The sequence below is a fragment of the Microbacterium foliorum genome, from assembly GCF_003367705.1.
Lineage (GTDB): Bacteria > Actinomycetota > Actinomycetes > Actinomycetales > Microbacteriaceae > Microbacterium > Microbacterium foliorum.
On the sequence record NZ_CP031425.1, the window covers coordinates 491,746 to 508,622 of the forward strand.

Consider the following 16,877-nt stretch of genomic DNA (forward strand, 5'->3'; position numbering starts at 1 on the left):
TTGGCCGACATCGTGAACCGGGCGGATGCCGCGACCACCCCTCTGCGGACGCTGCTCGGCGCCGTGGGGCGGGTGGGCCGCGGCATCCGCTGGTACATCACCACCCTGATGGGTGACAGCGCCTATGCGACGTATGTCGCCCACCATCAGCGGCAGCATCCGGGGGAGGCGCCGATGACCGAACGCCAGTTCTGGCGGCAGCGGATGGACGATCAGGACCGCAACCCGGGTGCGCGCTGCTGCTGACGGTGCGCCCTTCGTCTCGTCGCTGCGCTCCTCGCTCAGGGGGCGGGGGGTGGCGAGGGCGCTCGTCGCTCAGGGGGCGGAAGTCTGCCGCTCCCTGAGCGAGCGAAGCGAGACGAAGGGCGTTCTACACGGAGGGGCACGCTGCGGCTGACGGTGCGCCCTTCGTCTCGTCGCTGCGCTCCTCGCTCAGGGGGCGGAAGTCTGCCGCTCCCTGAGCGAGCGGAGCGAGACGAAGGGCGTTCTACACGGAGGGGCGCGCTGCGGCTGACGGTGCGCCCTTCGTCTCGTCGCTGCGCTCCTCGCGGCGGCGGCGGGGGTGGCGAGGGCGCTCCTCGCTCAGGGGGCGGAGGGGGGCGGAGCCGACGCGCGGATCTAGGCTGAGGGCATGAACGACGTCGTCCTCGCCGCGGTCCTCGGCGTGGTCGGCGGCATCGTGCTCTCGGTGCTCCTGCTGCTCGCGCGGCGTCTCGCCCGCGGGTCGGCCGACCTCGGCAGCGACGCCGAGCGAGCGGCACTGCAGGCGCTGCATCAGGCGAGCCTCGCGGCCCCGCATCTGCGCGCGGGGCTCGCCGGCCCCGATGTCGTCAAGGCCGCCAGGCATCTGCGGGTGCTGCTGGGCAGTGCGGCCGTCGCGATCGTCGGCGACGATGACGCCCTGTCGGTAGACGGGGCGTCCGAGGGGCTGGAGCCGGCCACCGTGCGCATCGCCCGGCAGGTGCGCAGCTCGGGCCGGAGACAGGTCTTCCGCTCACCGGACGGCCGGGCCGACGACCTCGAAGGCGTGGGCGCGCCGATCGTCGTCGACGGGCAGATCATCGGGGTGGTCGTCGCCTTCGCGTCGCCGGTGGGTGCCGCTCTCGTGCGCGCGGCGCAGGAGGTCGCGGACTGGTGCGCCGCTCAGGTCGAGCTGGGCAGCCTCGACGCCTCGCGCACCCAGCTGGCCGAAGCCGAGCTGCGCTCGCTCCGCGCGCAGATCTCGCCGCACTTCATCTACAACGCGCTGACCGCGATCGCGTCGTTCATCCACACCGATCCGATGCGCGCGCGCGACCTGGTGCTCGAGTTCGCCGACTTCACCCGGTACTCGTTCCGGCGGCAGGGGGAGTTCACGACGCTCGCGGAGGAGCTCGGCAGCATCCACTCCTTCCTCGAGCTCGAGCGCGCCCGGTTCGGGGAACGCCTGCGGGTCACCCTGCGGATCGCGCCGGAGACCCTCGCGACCGTCATCCCGTTCCTCTCGGTGCAGCCGCTGGTCGAGAACGCCGTGCGTCACGGCATCGAACCGGGGGAGGGCGGCGGGGAGATCCGCATCGTCTCGCGCGATGACGGGACGCACACCGAAGTGACCGTCGAGGACGACGGCGTGGGCATGGACCCCGACGGGCTGCTCGCCACTCTCACCGCGGCCGACGACGGGCTGCACGTGGGGCTGCGCAACGTCGACACCCGGCTGCGCCAGCTGTACGGCCCCGACGGCGGCCTCGTCGTCGAGACGAACACGGGCGCGGGTACCCTGGTGCGCATGCGGGTGCCGAAGTCGCAGCCGCAGCACGACCCGGACAACGACTGAGACTTCGATGACGACCGAGGTGCGAATGATCGACGTGCTCGTCGCCGACGACGAGAAGCCCGCTCTCGACGAGCTCGTGCACCTGCTGCGCCTCGACCCGCGCATCGGCGAGGTGCTCACCGCGACCTCGGGTGTCGACGCGCTTCGTCTGCTCTCGCAGCGCGCCGTGCGCATCGCTTTCCTCGACATCCACATGCCGGGTCTGCGGGGAACCGAGCTCGCCCGCTCGCTGCTCACCCTCGCGACGCCGCCGGCGGTCGTGTTCGTCACGGCCGACGAGGCCCGCGCGGTCGAGGCCTTCGAGCTGCGCGCCGCCGACTATCTGCTCAAACCCGTGCGCATCGAGCGACTGCGCCGCGCCATCGACCGCGTGATCGATCTGGGCGAGGTCGCCGCCCCCGCCGACGATGAGACGCTGCCGGTGACGGTGGGGTCGGCGGTGCGCTTCGTCCGGCGCAGCGAGGTGCGCTGGGTGCAGGCGCAGGGGGACTACTCGCGGCTGCACACCGCCGACGGGGGACACCTCGTGCGCATCCCGATCTCGGAGCTGGAATCGCGGTGGGCGGATGCCGGCTTCCTGCGCATCCACCGCTCGACCCTCGTCCGTTCGGCGGCGGTGACCGAGGCGCGGCTGTCGGGGGCAGATCCTGCGGTCGTGGTGGATGCCGCGGTACTTCCCGTGAGCAGGCGTCTGGTGCCGACGGTGCGCGATGCCCTGCTGCGGGTGGAGGACGCGCGGTGAACGAGACGCCGAAGCGCGTACGGGTGACCGCGCACGCTCCGACACGGGGTGCGGCGCCGTCGACGCGCGGCATCGCGTTGCCCGGTTCGCCGGTCGACGAGGCGGAGGCGGTGTTCGTCCGCGCGCTGATGCGCAGCCAGCTGCGGCTCGCGCTCGGCACGGTCGCGGGCTTCGTACTGGTGGTGATCGCGCTGACCCTGGCCGTCGCCCTGATCCCCGAGATCGATCGATTCGTGGTGTGGGGGCTGCCGCTGTCGTGGCTGTTGCAGGCGTACGCCTTCTATCCGCTCATCGTCGTCTTCGCGGTGCTCTACGTGCGCACGGCTGCCCGCAACGAGCGGCGCTTCCGTGCACTGCGTGACCGCGAATGAACGCCGTGCTCGACCTCGTCGGCATCGCGCTCGTGGTGGTCGCGACCCTGCTGATCGGCGTGTACGGCCTGCGCATCTCCCGCACCACCGGAGACTTCTTCGTCGCCTCGCGCACCGTGCGGCCGGTGTGGAACGCCTCGGCCATCAGCGGCGAGTACCTCTCGGCCGGCACGTTCCTCGGACTCTCCGGGCTCGTGCTGCTCGACGGCGCGCGGGGCTTCTGGTTCCCGATCGGCTATGCGGCCGGCTACCTGCTCGTCCTCGTGTTCGTGGCGGCGCCGCTGCGGCGCAGCGGGGCGTACACGATCCCCGACTTCATCGAGGCGCGACTCGAATCGACGGCGGCCCGCCGGGTGACCAGCATCGCGGTGCTCGTGATCGGCTGGCTGTACATCGTCCCGCAGCTGCACGGCGCGGGTATCACGCTGCTCGTCGTCGCGGGCGTGCCGGAATGGGTCGGTGCGGTGCTCGTCGCGGTGCTCGTCGCCGCGGCGGTCGCCGCCGGAGGAATGCGGGCGATCACGTACGTCCAGGCGTTCCAGTACTGGCTCAAGCTCACGGCGCTGCTCGTGCCCGTCGTGTGCATCGCGTTCGCACTGAGCGGCGGACCGCACGACTTCGACCCCGCTCTCGTGTTCCCCGCCGAGGCCGGGCCGTCGGGGTTCGACGCCTACCAGACGGCATCCCTGCTCATCGCGCTGCTGCTGGGCACCATGGGCCTGCCGCACGTGCTCGTGCGCTTCTACACGAGCCCGACGGGGGTCTCGGCCCGGCGGACGACGGTGATCGTGATCGTCATGGTGAGCGCGTTCTATGCGGTGTCGAGCACCATGGGACTCCTCGCGCGCATCGCCGCCCCCGACCTCGCCGTGCCCGGCGTCGCCGACACCGTCGTGCTGCTGCTCCCGTCGAGGGTGTTCCCGGGCTTGGCGGGCGAGCTCCTGACGGCGCTCATCGTCGCCGGTGCGTTCGCGGCCTTCCTCGCGACGTCCGCCGGTCTCGTCGTGTCGCTCGCCGGCGTCATCAGCCAGGACGTGTTCTCGGGATCGGTGCGCTCCTTCCGTCTCTCGGCCGTGCTGTGCGCGCTGGTGCCGCTCGCGGTCGCGCTCCTCACCGCGCCGGCCGGGCTCGGTTCGAGCGTCGGCGTCGTCTTCGTGATCGCGGCGTCGACGCTGTCGCCTGTCGTGCTGCTCGGGGTCTGGTGGCGCGGTCTCACGGCTCGAGGAGCGGTCGCCGGGATGCTCTCGGGCGGCCTCGCCGCGGGCCTGGCGCTGCTGGTCCACGGGCTGATCGGCGGTGTGGGAGCGGCCGCGCCGTACCTCGCTCAGCCGGCGGCGTGGACGATCCCGCTCGCGGCCGCCGTCACGGTCGTGGTGTCGCTGCTCGACCCGCGGGGGCCGTCGCCGCGCACCCAGAGATTCCTCACCCGGGTGCACTCGCCCGAGCGTCGCTGAGGCTCCTCGCGCGGTGCGGCGGCCGGGGCACAGATCGCTGATCGACCATTGGCGATTCGCCTGGCCGTTCGTCCAGTAATCGTCCCCGACCCTGGTGTGTGGCCGAAAGTCGGGCGTACGTTGAGCCGCGGTGCGGCAACGCCTCCGCACCCTGATCACCGGGAGAAGAACATGGGTCGAACACCCCTCCGGATGGCAGCGGCCGCAACCCTGGCCACGCTGTTCATCGCATCCACGGCCACCGCAGGCTATGCCGGCACGGAGGAGGTGACGCCCCCCACCCCCGTCGGCGGCACGCCCGGTCACTACATCGTCGTGCTGAAGTCCGACCCGCTCGCGAGCTACACGGGGGAGGTCGACGGGCTCCGGGCGACGAAGCCCTCCGAGGGCGAGCAGCTCGAGACGGAGTCGCAGGATGCGCAGCGCTACGTCGAGCACCTCGAGACGGAGCAGCGGACCGTGGCCGAGGAGGCCGGCGTCACCCCCGACATCAGCTACCAGGTCGTCCTCAACGGGTTCAGCGCCGAGCTCACGGGCGAGCAGGTCGACACGCTGCGCGCGTCGAAGGACGTCTACGACGTGTACCCCGACTTCATCCGCCACCCGGATGCCCAGACCTCGACGGACTTCCTCGGTCTGGGTGACGACAGGAAGGGCCGCGGCGGGATCTGGCAGCAGACCGGCGGTGTGGAGAAGGCCGGGGAGGGCGTGGTCGTCGGTGTCATCGACACGGGCATCGCTCCGGAGCATCCGTCGTTCGCGGGCAAGAAGCTGAAGAAGCAGCCCAAGAAGGACAAGCGTCACAAGGGCGGCGAGCCCTACACCGACGGCACGTCCGTCTACTTCGACAAGTCCGACGGCGGCCAGTTCCGCGGCGAGATGGTCGAGGCGCAGGAGTGGGACAAGGGCGACTACTCGTCGAAGCTCATCGGCGCCCGGTACTTCTTCACCGGAGCGCAGGCGGCGGGGTTCGACTTCCAGTACGACTACCTCTCGCCACGCGACGGCGACGGCCACGGTTCGCACACCGCGAGCACCGCGGCGGGGAACTTCGGCGTGAAGGCATCGATCGAGTCGGTCGACTTCGGCACGATCTCGGGTGTCGCACCCGGTGCCAAGGTCGCCGCCTACAAGGCCTGCTATGTCGGGCCCGATGAGACCGTCACCACCGACGACATCTGCGCCGGCAGCGACCTCATCGCCGCGATCGACCAGGCCGTCGCCGACGGCGTCGATGTGATCAACTACTCGATCGGCGGCGGGGCGGCATCCACCGTGCTCGCCCCCGAGGACATCGCGTTCTTCAACGCGGCGGCCGCCGGCGTCTTCGTCGCCACGAGCGCGGGCAACGACGGGCCAGACCCGGTCACCGCCGACCATGCCTCGCCCTGGTACACGACCGTCGCGGCGTCGACGATCCCGACCTGGGAGGGCACCGTGCAGTTCGACGGGTTCGCTCAGGCGGGCGCCTCGGTGAGCGTGCCGTTCGGCACGACCGTCACCGGTCCCTCCGTCTACGCCGGGGATGTGCCGGCCGCGGGTCAGGCGTCCGCCGACGCGGCGCTGTGCCTGCCGGGAAGCCTCGATGCGGCGAAGGCCGCCGGTCACATCGTGGTCTGCGACCGTGGCGGCAACGCGCGGGCCGAGAAGTCGCAGGTCGTGAAGGATGCCGGCGGGATGGGTGTCGTCCTCGTGAACGTCCCCGGTGGCGCCGACTCGCTCGACAACGACTTCCACGCCGTGCCCACCGTGCACCTCGCCTCCGCGTACCGCGCCGCCGTGCTCGGCTACGTGCAGGGCGGCGTCGACCGTCCGATCTCCCTCGTGGGCGAGAACACGACAGGCGTGACGCCGCCGGTGCCGCAGATCGCCGGGTTCTCGAGCCGTGGGCCCATGCTCGCTGACGGCAGCGACATCATGAAGCCCGACATCGCGGCTCCGGGTGTGGCGATCCTCGCGGCGACGCAGAACGCGCCCGGAGAGACGCCGACCTTCGGCATCCTGTCGGGCACCTCTATGGCGTCTCCGCACATCGCCGGCCTCGCCGCGCTCTACCTGGGCGAGCGTCCGAACGCGAAGCCGGCCGAGATCAAGTCGGCCATGATGACCACCGCGTACGACACGGTGAACGCCGACGGATCGCCGAACACGGATCCGTTCCAGCAGGGTGCGGGTCAGGTCGACCCGAAGCGCTACTTCACCCCGGGGCTGCTGTACCTCAACGACGTGGCCGACTGGACCGCGTACCTCGAGGGCAAGGGCCTCGCCGACTTCCCCGGAGAGCCGATCGACGGCAGCGACCTCAACGTCGCGTCGTTCTCGATCGGGTCGCTGGCGAGCGCGCAGACCGTCACCCGCACGGTCACGGCGACCGAGAAGGGCACCTTCACGGCATCCGTCGACCTGCCGGGTGTGAACGCGACGGTGCAGCCGTCGACGCTGAAGTTCACCAAGCCGGGCCAGACCGCGACGTATACGGTGACGTTCGACAATGAGAGCGCGCCGGTCGAGCAGTGGGCGACCGGATCGCTCACGTGGACGAGCAAGAAGAACACGGTGCGCTCACCGATCGCGGTCTTCCCGGTCACGGCGGATGCTCCGGCCGAGGTGTCCGGCACCGGTGTCGACGGGTCGACGTCGGTCGAGATCACGCCGGGCGTCGACGGGGATCTCGCACTCGGACTGTCGGGTCTCACGCCGTTCACGCTGCTCGAAGACCCGGACGGCCGCGTGGTCGGGCACTCGGGCGACGAGGCGTCGGGAGACGCCGACAAGAACGTGTCGTGGATCGTCGACGTGCCCGAGGGAGCCGCGCTCTCGCGCTTCGATCTCGACTCGTCCGACGACACCGGAAGCGACCTCGACCTCACGGTCTACCGCGTGGTCGGCCCTGACGACCTGAGCTACTACGAGCGCTGGCAGTCGGCCACGGGCTCGGCAGACGAGCAGGTGACGCTGACCGCACCGACGGCCGGTACCTACCTGGTGGTCGCGAACGTGTACTCCACGTCGGCGTCGATGACGTGGGACATGACCTACGCCACCGTGCAGGCCGACGGCGAAGGCACGTTCACGGCGAACCCGAACCCCGTCCCCGCTGTGCGCGGACAGGCGACGAGCTACGAGCTGAGCTGGACCGGCCTGACCGCGGGCACCCGCTATCTCGGACTCGTGCAGTACGGCGACTCGGCGGTGCAGACCGTCGTCACGGTCGACACGCCGTAGCAGTGGGCTGCCGAGGCACCCGGCGCTCCGCGGAGCGCAGGGTGCCGCGGCTGTCTCACGTCGGCTGCGGGCGCAGCGACCATGCCGGCCACCATCCGTCGGGGAGGCCGCGCAGCACCTCTTCGGCGCCGAGAAGTCCGGCGGCGAGCGATGGGCCGCTGGGCTCGCCGCTGCTCGACCGCCCCGTGCCGTCGGGGGTGAGGATGCGGGTGTGCAGCCAGCGGCGTGCCCCGACGGGGAACACTTCGCGCAGGCCGCCGGCGGCGATCGCGAGCACCGTCTCCTCGAGCTGATCCGCCACGCTCTCGGCCGTCTCGTCGCACGCATCGCAGGTGCACCCGGGCACCGTCTCGCGGAACAGGGCACCCGCTTCGATCGTGACGATCTCGCCCGTGGCGCCGCTCGTGATCGTGATCGGTGCCCCGGTGGCGGGCCGCAGCTGCACGATGTGGGACCCGGACTCGTCCGTCCGGCTGTCCACCGCGACGGCGTACCAGGTCTCAAGATGCGCGACCAGCGCGTCGACCACCGCGGGCACGGGGGCGAAGCGCTCGAGGTGCGAGACCCGCGAGTAGGCGTCTTCGGAGGGCGACCCGCCGCCCCAGCGCGACCCGTAGGGAATGATGCGGCCGTCATCGTCCAGGAACTCGGGGAGGTCGATCTCCGGTCGGACGAAAGGCACCGGAGGCGTGACGAGATCGACCTCGACCTCCTCGTGCGCCAGCGCCGCGATCTCCTGATCGTCGAGGTCGGCCTGCGGCCAGGAGGCGAGCATCTGTCGGAACGGCTCGCGATGCTCCGGATGCTCCACCATGGTCCGCAACAGACCGGTGACCGGCACCGACATCACCGAGGTGCCGACCTCGGGCTCGCTCGTCATCCGCCACGTCGCGGCGGGGTGCACCACGGCGATCGTGTTCCCGAGGAAGCGCGCGGCCGCCTCGGCCGTCGCGGGTTCCTCGAGCAGTTCGGCGTGCGCGGCCACGAAGTCCCACAGCGCCAGAGGATCGGCAGCGAGGGCCGCCGGGTCCGCTCCTGCATCGCGTGCGTATGCCACGAACGGGTCGAAGCCCTCGACGAATCGTGGCGGCGGGGTCGGCGCCGCGCTCGGCCAGATCATGGTGGCGGATGCGGTGCGGTCGGGCATGGGCGCGAGCGGACCCGGGAAGAGCACGGGCATCGTCCGCGTCAGATCCGGCGGCCGCGCGGCATCAATCGCACGTCGGGCAGCGGAGGAGCGGGGATGCGCACGTCGTGCCCCTCGACAACCCCGAAGCGCGGGGATGCCGCTTCCCAGTCGGTGCGCGCCTCGACGATCTCCTCGTGCGTGCGGCCGGCGAAGTTCCACCACATGACGATCTCGTCGTCGAACGGCTCCCCGCCGATCAGGAACAGCAGTGCCCCCTGAGCGCTCGTGACCTCGACCTCGTCGCGGGAGTCGCCGAGGTAGAGCACATCGTTCTGAGTCATCCCGTGCGTCGCGACCTGTGCGTCGCCCTCGACGAGCATGATCGCGTGCTCCCAGTCCGTGCGCAGCGGCAGGCGGATGCGGGCGCCCGACGGCACCGCGATCTCGGCCCCGACGATCGGCGTGTGCACGGTCGCCGGCGACACGACCTCGGCGAACTCCCCGAGCACGACGGTCGCCGTGGCATCCGGGCCCTCCTCGGCCGGAAGCGTCAGGGTGGGCAGGTCGGCGTGGCGCTCGAAGCCGCCGATGCCCTGTCGGGCGCCCTCGGGCAGGACGACCCAGAACTGCAGGGCGTCGAGGGGGATCGGCTCGTCGCCGATCGAGTACTCCGAGTGCGAGATGCCGTCGCCCGCGGTCATGAGGTTGAGCTGGCCCCGGCGCAGGTCGGCATCGCTGCCCAGCGAGTCACGATGCCGGATCTCGCCGATCAGCGGCCAGGTCACGGTCTGCAGTCCGATGTGCGGATGCGGCTCGACGCGCATGCGGGTGTCGGCCGGACCGAACCGGTCGAGGAAGCACCAGGCTCCGATCGTCGGGAGGTTGCGGTGCGGCAGCACGCGCAGCACGCTCATGCCCCGCACGCCGCCGAGCGGGACCTCGCGCGGCTCGAGGACGATGCGCCGCTGTCCGATCATCACGCCTCCGCGGGGGCGGTGCCGGGGCGCTTCGGCCAGCGGATCTCTGCGCCGGGGATCTCGTGGCTCTCGAGGTATCTGGCGATGTACGGGCACAGCGGCACGATCGCCTCGCCGGAGGCGGCGGCATCGGTCAGCGCCCTCTCCGCCAGGATGCCGGCGAGTCCCTGTCCTTGGAAGGCCGGGTCCAGTTCGGTGTGGGTGAAGCGGATCGCGCCGGGCCGGAGCTGGAACTCGGCGTAGCCGGCGAGCGCGCCGTCGGTGCGGATCTCGTAGCGGGACTCGTCGTCGACGCGGGTGACGGTGATGTCGGTCATCGGAGGCTCCTTCGAGGCGTGTGGATCCAACCTACGCCCGCGGGATGCGATCGGGGGCGCCCGGCGTCGGTGGGGGTCGTTACGCTGGAGGGATGCCGCAGACCCCCCGTGATCCGTACGAGGATCTGCCCTACGCCGATGAGCCGTGGGACGCCCCGGGGTGGGAGCCGTCCGAGCCGCCCGAGCCGATGGACTGGGAGCCCCAGGGTGCGGGGTACGAGCCGCCGCTCGACTGGGGGCCCGGTCCCGTGACACCGGTGACCACCGGGGCCGGGCGGTCGGCGACCAGCCCGTCGGCACCCTCCAGGGCATCCGCTCCCGCGGCACGCCGCGCGGCGCCGAGCCGGTACCCGACCGCCGCCGAGGCGCTGCACACGGTCTTCGGCTACGACGAGTTCCGTGGCGACCAGGCGGCGATCGTCGAGCAGGTCATCGCCGGCGGCGACGCGGTCGTGCTCATGCCCACCGGCGGCGGCAAGAGCGTCACCTATCAGGTGCCCGCGCTCGTGCGGGAGGGCACGGGCCTCGTGGTCAGCCCGCTGATCGCCCTCATGCACGACCAGGTCGACGCACTGCGGGCCAACGGCGTGAACGCCGCCTACCTCAACTCGACGCAGTCGATCGACGAGCGCCGTGACGTCGAGCGCGCCTACGTCGCAGGCGAGATCGATCTGCTGTACGTCGCTCCCGAGCGACTGTCGTCTCCGCAGACCACCGCGCTCCTGCAGCGGGGAACCCTCAGCGTCATCGCCATCGACGAGGCCCACTGCGTGTCGCAGTGGGGGCATGACTTCCGCCCCGACTACCTCGCGCTGGGCGACCTCGGCGAGCGGTTCCCCGGGGTCCCGCGCATGGCGCTCACCGCGACCGCCACCCGGGCCACGCACAAGGAGCTCACCGAGCGACTGCACCTCGACGACGCGAAGCACTACGTCGCGAGCTTCGACCGACCCAACATCCAGTACCGCATCGTGCCGAAGGTCGATCCGCGCAAGCAGCTCGTCTCGTTCATCCGTGCGCAGCCCGAGGGATCGGTCGGCATCGTCTACGCGCTCAGCCGCAAGTCGGTCGAGCAGACGGCCGCGTACCTCGCCGCGCAGGGATTCGACGCACTGCCGTATCACGCAGGGCTCCCCGCCGAGGTGCGCGCGACCAACCAGTCGCGGTTCCTGCGCGAGGACGGCGTCGTGATGGTCGCCACGATCGCCTTCGGGATGGGCATCGACAAGCCCGACGTGCGGTTCGTCGCCCACATCGACCTGCCCAAGTCCGTCGAGGGCTACTACCAGGAGACGGGGCGCGCGGGGCGCGACGGAGAGCCGTCGATCGCGTGGATGGCGTACGGACTGGGCGACGTGGTGCAGCAGCGCCGCATGATCGATCAGAGCCCCGGCGACCGCACCTTCAAGATGCGCCTCGGACAGCACCTCGACGCGATGCTCGCGCTCTGCGAGACGGTGGAATGCCGTCGGCAGAACCTGCTCGGGTATTTCGGGCAGGAGTCGCAGCCGTGCGGCAACTGCGACACGTGTCTCGACGAGACCGAGACGTTCGACGGGCTGGTCCCTGCCCAGAAGCTCCTGTCGACGATCGTGCGGCTCAAGCGCGAGCGCAATCAGTCCTTCGGCGCGGGGCACCTGATCGACATCCTCCGCGGGGCCTCGACCGAGCGCATCCGCCAGCAGGGGCACGAGAAGCTCGCCACCTACGGCATCGGCGCAGACCTCTCCGACCAGGACTGGCGCAGCGTGGTCCGTCAGCTGCTCGCGCGCGGCATCGTCGCCGCGCAGGGCGACTACGGCACGCTGGCCCCCGGTGACCTCGCCCCGGGCGTGCTGAAGGGCGAGGTCGCGGTGCCGCTGCGCAAGGACACGATCGGGCGTCCGACGTCATCCCCGCGGGCGCGCAAGGCGAGCGCGGCGGATGCTCTCGATGCCGGCGACCGTCCTCTCTTCGAGGCGCTGCGCGCCTGGCGGGCCGAGACGGCGCGCGAGCAGGGCGTGCCGGCGTACATCGTGTTCGGAGACGCCACGCTGCGTGCGCTCGCCGAGCATCGCCCCGCCTCGCTCGCCGACCTCGACGGCATCACCGGCATCGGTGCGAAGAAGCGCGACGCCTACGGCGACGGCGTGCTCGCGGTCATCGCCGCGGCCTGAGCGCGGGCGGGCCGCAGCGCGGGCCGGCATGCGGCGCCTACCTTCGTGCGGGGTGAAGCAGGTCAGCGAGATGCGCACGCAGGTGGCTCGCGACATCGACCGCCCCGCGGTCGTACAGCCACTGGTACTGCAGGCCGTCCCACATCGCGATCAGCCAGACGGCCTCGTGCTCCGGGTCGCGATGCGCCGACAGGTCGCCGTCGCGCTGGGCGAGACGGAAGAGCTCGGCGAAATAGTCGATGGCCCGCGCGAAGCGGTCGGCGAAGTACGCGTGCGCGGGGTGCGCCGACGGCACCGCCTCGCAGGACAGCACCGCGTACACCTCGATCAGCCCCGGCTCATCGAGGGCGCTGACGGTCGCGCCGTCCGGGATGCTCCGCAGCGCATCGCTCGCCCGCTCGGGTGGCGCACCGCCGGCACGGTCCTCGATCGCGCGGTCGCGTTCTGCGAGCACTGCGCTCAGCAGCAGCTCTTTGCTCGGGTAGTGGTGCAGCAGCGTGGATTTCGACACGCCGACGGCTTTCGCGATGTCGCTGAGGCTGGTGTCGCCGTAGCCCCCGCGGGCGAACAGATGCATGGCATCGGCGAGGATCTGCGCGCGTCGCCGCCGCCCGGACGCATACCCGGCTGCGGCCGCGGCGTCGTTGTCGGCCAAGGCCGTCTGCAGCGAGGGAGGGGGTCCGGATGCCGTCGTGGTCGGCGCCTGCTGATCGGGTTCGCGCCAGCCCGGGGGCAGCGCCCACAGCGACTCCCGCTCTTCGAGCATCCGCACGACGTCGACGCGGTCGGGCAGATACTGCGAGATCAGCTGCAGTCCGTCCCATCCGGCCATGTGCCGCGTGGTCTCCTCCGCCACCGCGCGGTCGGGGTCGATCGTCCCGTGCAGGGCCGCGTCTGACATCACCTCCGTGCTGAGAGCGCGCAGCCTCTCGTACCGGTCTCTCATCCGCTCGTGCGCGGGATGCTCGGGGGCCGAGGCCTCGCCGGTGAGAGCGGCGAAGAGCTCGAGGTAGCCGGGTGTGCGGGCATTGCGGCGCGCGACGTCGGCGAAGATCAGCTCGCCGGACTCGGCGGCGGCCGCGAGGAGGTCGAATGACGCCTCGTTGTCGGATTCGAAACCGGCCACGACCTCGGCGAGCAGGTCGTCCTTCGAGGTGAAATGACCGAGGAGTCCGGGGTGGCTGACCGAGGCGGCTGCGGCGATGTCCCGCAGCGAGGTCGAGCGGTACCCATGGGCGACGAAGAGAGAGCGCGCCGCGTCGATGATGCGCTGCCGGGTCGCGGCGGTGCGCGCCTGACGTGACTTCGTCGTGGTCTCTGTCGTCATCACCGCCCCCTTCCCTCCATTCTCCCTCATTACCAACCGGTAGATATTCACTTACCAGTCGGTCGAGATTCGTGTATCGTCGTCCTCGAGCCGAGTCGCGGACGACCGGCGAACCTGTGCCCGAAAGGACCCCCCGTGACAGAGCTGTCATCGGCCGCCACCGCGGCTGCCGCCGGAACCACCGGTGTGAAACTTCCCGGAACCACCCCGCGCAAGACTCCGCGCGGCTACACCCCCGGCCTCGCCGCCGTGAACTTCGGCGTGTACCTGGCGCTCCTCACCCCTGTCATGGTGTCGATGGCCTTCAAGATCCAGCGCCTCGATCCGGTGAACACCGAGGGCAGCCTCGGTCTCGTGATGGGCGTCGGCGCCGCCTTCGCCCTCATCGCGAACCCGCTCGTCGGTCGACTGTCGGATCGCACCACCTCCCGGTGGGGCATGCGGCGACCGTGGATCCTCGGCGGCGCCATCGTCGGCCTCGGCGGCTTCGTGATCATCGGCGCCGCGACGTCGGTGCTCGTCGTCATGCTCGCATGGTGCCTCGTCCAGGCATCGATGAATGCGGTCCTCGCCGCGGCGAACGCGACCCTGCCCGACCAGGTCCCCGTCTCGAGCCGCGGCAAGGTCTCGGGAATCGTCGGCATCACGACCCCCATCGGCATCCTCGCCGGCAGCTTCATCGTCAACTTCCTGCCCGGTGACTTCGAGCGGTTCGTCGTGCCCGCCGTCATCGCGCTGATCCTCGTCATCGTCTTCGTGCTCACGCTCAAGGACCGACGCCTCACCGAGAAGCCTGCGACGCCCTTCACGATCGGCACGTTCTTCGGCTCGTTCGTGTTCAACCCCCGCAAGCACCCCGACTTCGGCTGGACCTGGCTGACCAAGTTCTTCGTGATGTTCGGCTACGCCGGCATCGCGACCTTCCTCCCGCTCTACCTCGTGACCAAGTTCGCCCTCGACGAGCAGGGCGCTGTGGGAACCATCCTGATCGCCAACCTCGCCTCGATGGCGGCGATGGCCATCTCCGCGCCGCTCGGGGGCTTCCTCTCCGACAAGATCGGCAAGCGCCGTCCGTTCGTCGCGATCGCCGGGCTGATCATGGTCGTCGGCCTCGTGATCCTCGCCGTCGCTCCGTCTATCCCCGTCGTGATCGTCGCGCAGGCCATCATCGGTCTGGGGGCCGGCTCGTTCCTCTCGGTCGATCTGGCTCTCGCGACCGAGGTGCTCCCGAATCCCGACGACGTGGCCAAGGATCTCGGCGTGCTGAACATCGCCAACGCGCTGCCCCAGTCGATCGCACCCGCGATCGCGCCGAGCGTCATCGCGCTCGGGGCGGCCACCCCGCTCGGCGGCTACACGACCTGGTACCTGTTCGGTGCGCTCGTCGCACTGGCCGGCGCCGTGCTCGTCTACCGCATCAAGGGAGTCAAGTGACCATGACCATGACCACGACCGACGCGATCACCGCGCGCCCGTGGCTCGACGCGAGCCTCCCTGTCGACGACCGCGTGCAGCTCCTCCTCGATGAGATGACCGTCGACGAGAAGGCGGGTCTCTTCTTCCACACCATGATCGCGATCGGCGACCTCGACGAGGCGAACCCCGTCTTCGCGACCCCGAGCGCGCGCGAGTTCGTGCACGTCAAGAACATGACCCACTTCAACCTGCTCGGTGCGGCGCCGACCGGGCGGGAGATCGCGGCATGGCAGAACGCCCTGCAGCGGCTCGCCGCGAGCACTCGGCTCGGGATCCCGGTGACGCTGTCGACCGATCCTCGTCACTCGTTCAGCGAGAACCCCGGCGCCTCGATCCTCGCGGGTCCCTTCTCGCAGTGGCCCGAGACCCTCGGGCTCGCGGCGACGAGAGACCCCGACCTGGTGCAGCGCTTCGCCGATATCGCCCGTCAGGAATATACGGCGGTGGGACTGCGCGTCGCGCTGCATCCGCAGGTGGATCTGGCGACCGAACCGCGCTGGGCGCGGCAGACCGCGACGTTCGGAGAGGACGCCGAACTGTCCGGCATTCTCGGAGCGGCATATATCCGGGGCTTCCAGGGCGCATCCTTCGGGCCGGGTTCCGTGTCGACCATGACGAAGCACTTCCCCGGTGGCGGACCCCAGAAGGACGGCGAGGATCCGCACTTCCCGTATGGGCGGGAGCAGGTCTACCCGGGCGGCCGGTTCGAGCTGCATCTGAAGCCCTTCGAGGACGCCCTCGCCGCCGGCACGAGACAGATGATGCCGTACTACGGCATGCCTGTCGGCACCGAGTTCGAAGAGGTCGGTTTCGGCTTCAACAGGTCGGTGATCACGGGTCTGCTCCGCGAGCGGTTCGGCTTCGACGGCCTGGTCTGCACCGACTGGGGGCTCATCAACGACGCCGAGATCTTCGGTCAGCCCTTCCCCGCCAGGGCGTGGGGGGTCGAGGACCTGACGCCGCGGGAGCGGATGCGCAAGGTGATCGACGCGGGCGTCGACCAGTTCGGTGGCGAGGACTGCCCTGAGCTGCTGCTCGAGCTCGTCGCCGACGGCTCGGTGACCGAGGAGCGGCTGGACGTCTCGGCCCGACGGATCCTCCGCGAGAAGTTCGAGCTCGGTCTCTTCGAAGACCCGTTCGTCGATGAGGATGCGGCCGACGAGGTCGTGGGGCGAGCCGAGTTCCGCGCGGCAGGGGAGGCCGCCCAGCGGGCGTCGGTGACAGTGCTCACGAACCGGGGCGCTCTGCCGTTCGCCACCGGACTGCGTCTGTACGTCGAGGGTGTCGAGAACGAGGTCGCGTCCGCCTACGGCGAGGTCGTCGCGACTCCCGCAGAGGCCGATCTCGCGATCGTCCGGCTGCAGGCTCCCTTCGAGCAGCGAGACACCACGTTCGAGAACTTCTTCCACGCGGGGTCGCTCGAGTTCACCGAGGAGGTCGTCGCTCACGTGCGCGAGATCGCCGCCGCCGTGCCGACCGTCGTCGACGTGCTCGCGGATCGGCCCCCGATCCTCCAGCCGATCGTCGACGCCGCGACCGCGGTCACGGTCAACTGGGGGGCGTCGGGCGCCGCCCTTCTCGATGTCCTCAGCGGAGCTGCGCCCGCGCGCGGTGCGCTGCCCTTCGACCTTCCCCGCTCGATGGCGGCGGTCGAGGAATCGCGACCCGACGTGCCGTTCGACACCGCCGATCCGCTCTTCCGATTCGGTCACGGCCTCACCCTCTGACGAGCGATCGTCCCACCCTCGGACGAGCGATCGTCTGCGCCCCCGGCACCGCCCGGCAGCATCCCGGAACCGCCCCGCAGGTCTGACCTGCGGGGCGGTTCTGCGTGCCTCGAGAGCTCTTCGGTCGTGTGGCGATTCGTCTTCACGCGTGCGGCCTGGA

The 16,877-nt window shown here is 70.7% G+C and carries 13 protein-coding genes; 9 read left to right on the forward strand and 4 right to left on the reverse strand.

All coding sequences use genetic code 11. From position 1 onward, the window contains the following. The 6 genes from DXT68_RS02345 to DXT68_RS02370 all read left to right on the forward strand — a co-directional run bounded on the left by DXT68_RS02345 (window position 1) and on the right by DXT68_RS02370 (window position 7,608). Window positions 1-246 carry a YbdD/YjiX family protein gene (locus tag DXT68_RS02345; protein WP_045252767.1) on the forward strand — a complete coding sequence of 82 codons (246 nt, stop codon included), beginning with the start codon at window positions 1-3 and terminating at the stop codon, window positions 244-246. Between the two features lie 385 nt (window positions 247-631). Continuing rightward, window positions 632-1,816, forward strand: a complete 1,185-nt coding sequence (locus tag DXT68_RS02350; protein WP_045254951.1) for a sensor histidine kinase — start codon at window positions 632-634, stop codon at window positions 1,814-1,816. 25 nt (window positions 1,817-1,841) lie between these two features. Next, window positions 1,842-2,558 (forward strand): LytR/AlgR family response regulator transcription factor, encoded by a 717-nt coding sequence (locus tag DXT68_RS02355; protein WP_045255015.1) that lies wholly within the window; start codon window positions 1,842-1,844, stop codon window positions 2,556-2,558. Further along, window positions 2,555-2,929, forward strand: coding sequence for a hypothetical protein (locus tag DXT68_RS02360; RefSeq protein ID WP_045254950.1), 375 nt, complete (start codon window positions 2,555-2,557; stop codon window positions 2,927-2,929). Before DXT68_RS02355 ends, DXT68_RS02360 begins: the two co-directional genes overlap by 4 nt. Next, window positions 2,926-4,383, forward strand: a complete 1,458-nt coding sequence (locus DXT68_RS02365) for a sodium/solute symporter (protein WP_045254949.1) — start codon at window positions 2,926-2,928, stop codon at window positions 4,381-4,383. The genes DXT68_RS02360 and DXT68_RS02365 overlap by 4 nt, the downstream gene beginning before the upstream one ends. Window positions 4,384-4,575: 192 nt before the next feature. Further along, window positions 4,576-7,608, forward strand: a complete 3,033-nt coding sequence (locus DXT68_RS02370) for a S8 family serine peptidase (RefSeq protein ID WP_052677813.1) — start codon at window positions 4,576-4,578, stop codon at window positions 7,606-7,608. A gap of 55 nt (window positions 7,609-7,663) precedes the next feature. On the opposite strand, the gene DXT68_RS02375 is transcribed toward DXT68_RS02370, so the two are convergent. From DXT68_RS02375 to DXT68_RS02385, 3 genes are read right to left on the reverse strand one after another with little or no spacing between them, the layout of a single operon-like run. Next, on the reverse strand, window positions 7,664-8,755 hold the full coding sequence (locus DXT68_RS02375; protein ID WP_156149312.1) for a DUF6226 family protein: 1,092 nt from the start codon (window positions 8,753-8,755) through the stop codon (window positions 7,664-7,666). A 41-nt stretch (window positions 8,756-8,796) separates the two neighbouring features. Further along, a complete protein-coding gene (locus DXT68_RS02380; RefSeq protein ID WP_045254947.1) occupies window positions 8,797-9,714 on the reverse strand; it encodes a pirin family protein in 918 nt (305 codons plus the stop codon). Then, window positions 9,714-10,031, reverse strand: a complete 318-nt coding sequence (locus DXT68_RS02385) for a GNAT family N-acetyltransferase (protein ID WP_045254946.1) — start codon at window positions 10,029-10,031, stop codon at window positions 9,714-9,716. Before DXT68_RS02385 ends, DXT68_RS02380 begins: the two co-directional genes overlap by 1 nt. A gap of 92 nt (window positions 10,032-10,123) precedes the next feature. Here DXT68_RS02385 and recQ point away from each other — a divergent pair, with 92 nt between their 5' ends. Next, on the forward strand, window positions 10,124-12,187 hold the full coding sequence (gene recQ / locus DXT68_RS02390) for a DNA helicase RecQ (RefSeq protein WP_045254945.1): 2,064 nt from the start codon (window positions 10,124-10,126) through the stop codon (window positions 12,185-12,187). A gap of 37 nt (window positions 12,188-12,224) precedes the next feature. On the opposite strand, the gene DXT68_RS02395 is transcribed toward recQ, so the two are convergent. Continuing rightward, on the reverse strand, window positions 12,225-13,514 hold the full coding sequence (locus DXT68_RS02395) for a TetR/AcrR family transcriptional regulator (protein ID WP_045254944.1): 1,290 nt from the start codon (window positions 13,512-13,514) through the stop codon (window positions 12,225-12,227). A 135-nt stretch (window positions 13,515-13,649) separates the two neighbouring features. Between DXT68_RS02395 and DXT68_RS02400 the strand changes: the two genes are divergently transcribed. Continuing rightward, window positions 13,650-14,948 carry an MFS transporter gene (locus DXT68_RS02400; protein WP_045254943.1) on the forward strand — a complete coding sequence of 433 codons (1,299 nt, stop codon included), beginning with the start codon at window positions 13,650-13,652 and terminating at the stop codon, window positions 14,946-14,948. Window positions 14,949-14,950: 2 nt separating this feature from the next. Beyond that, the gene (locus DXT68_RS02405) at window positions 14,951-16,717 is read left to right on the forward strand and encodes a glycoside hydrolase family 3 protein (RefSeq protein WP_045254942.1); all 1,767 of its coding nucleotides are present in this window, start codon (window positions 14,951-14,953) and stop codon (window positions 16,715-16,717) included. Window positions 16,718-16,877: the final 160 nt, after the last annotated feature.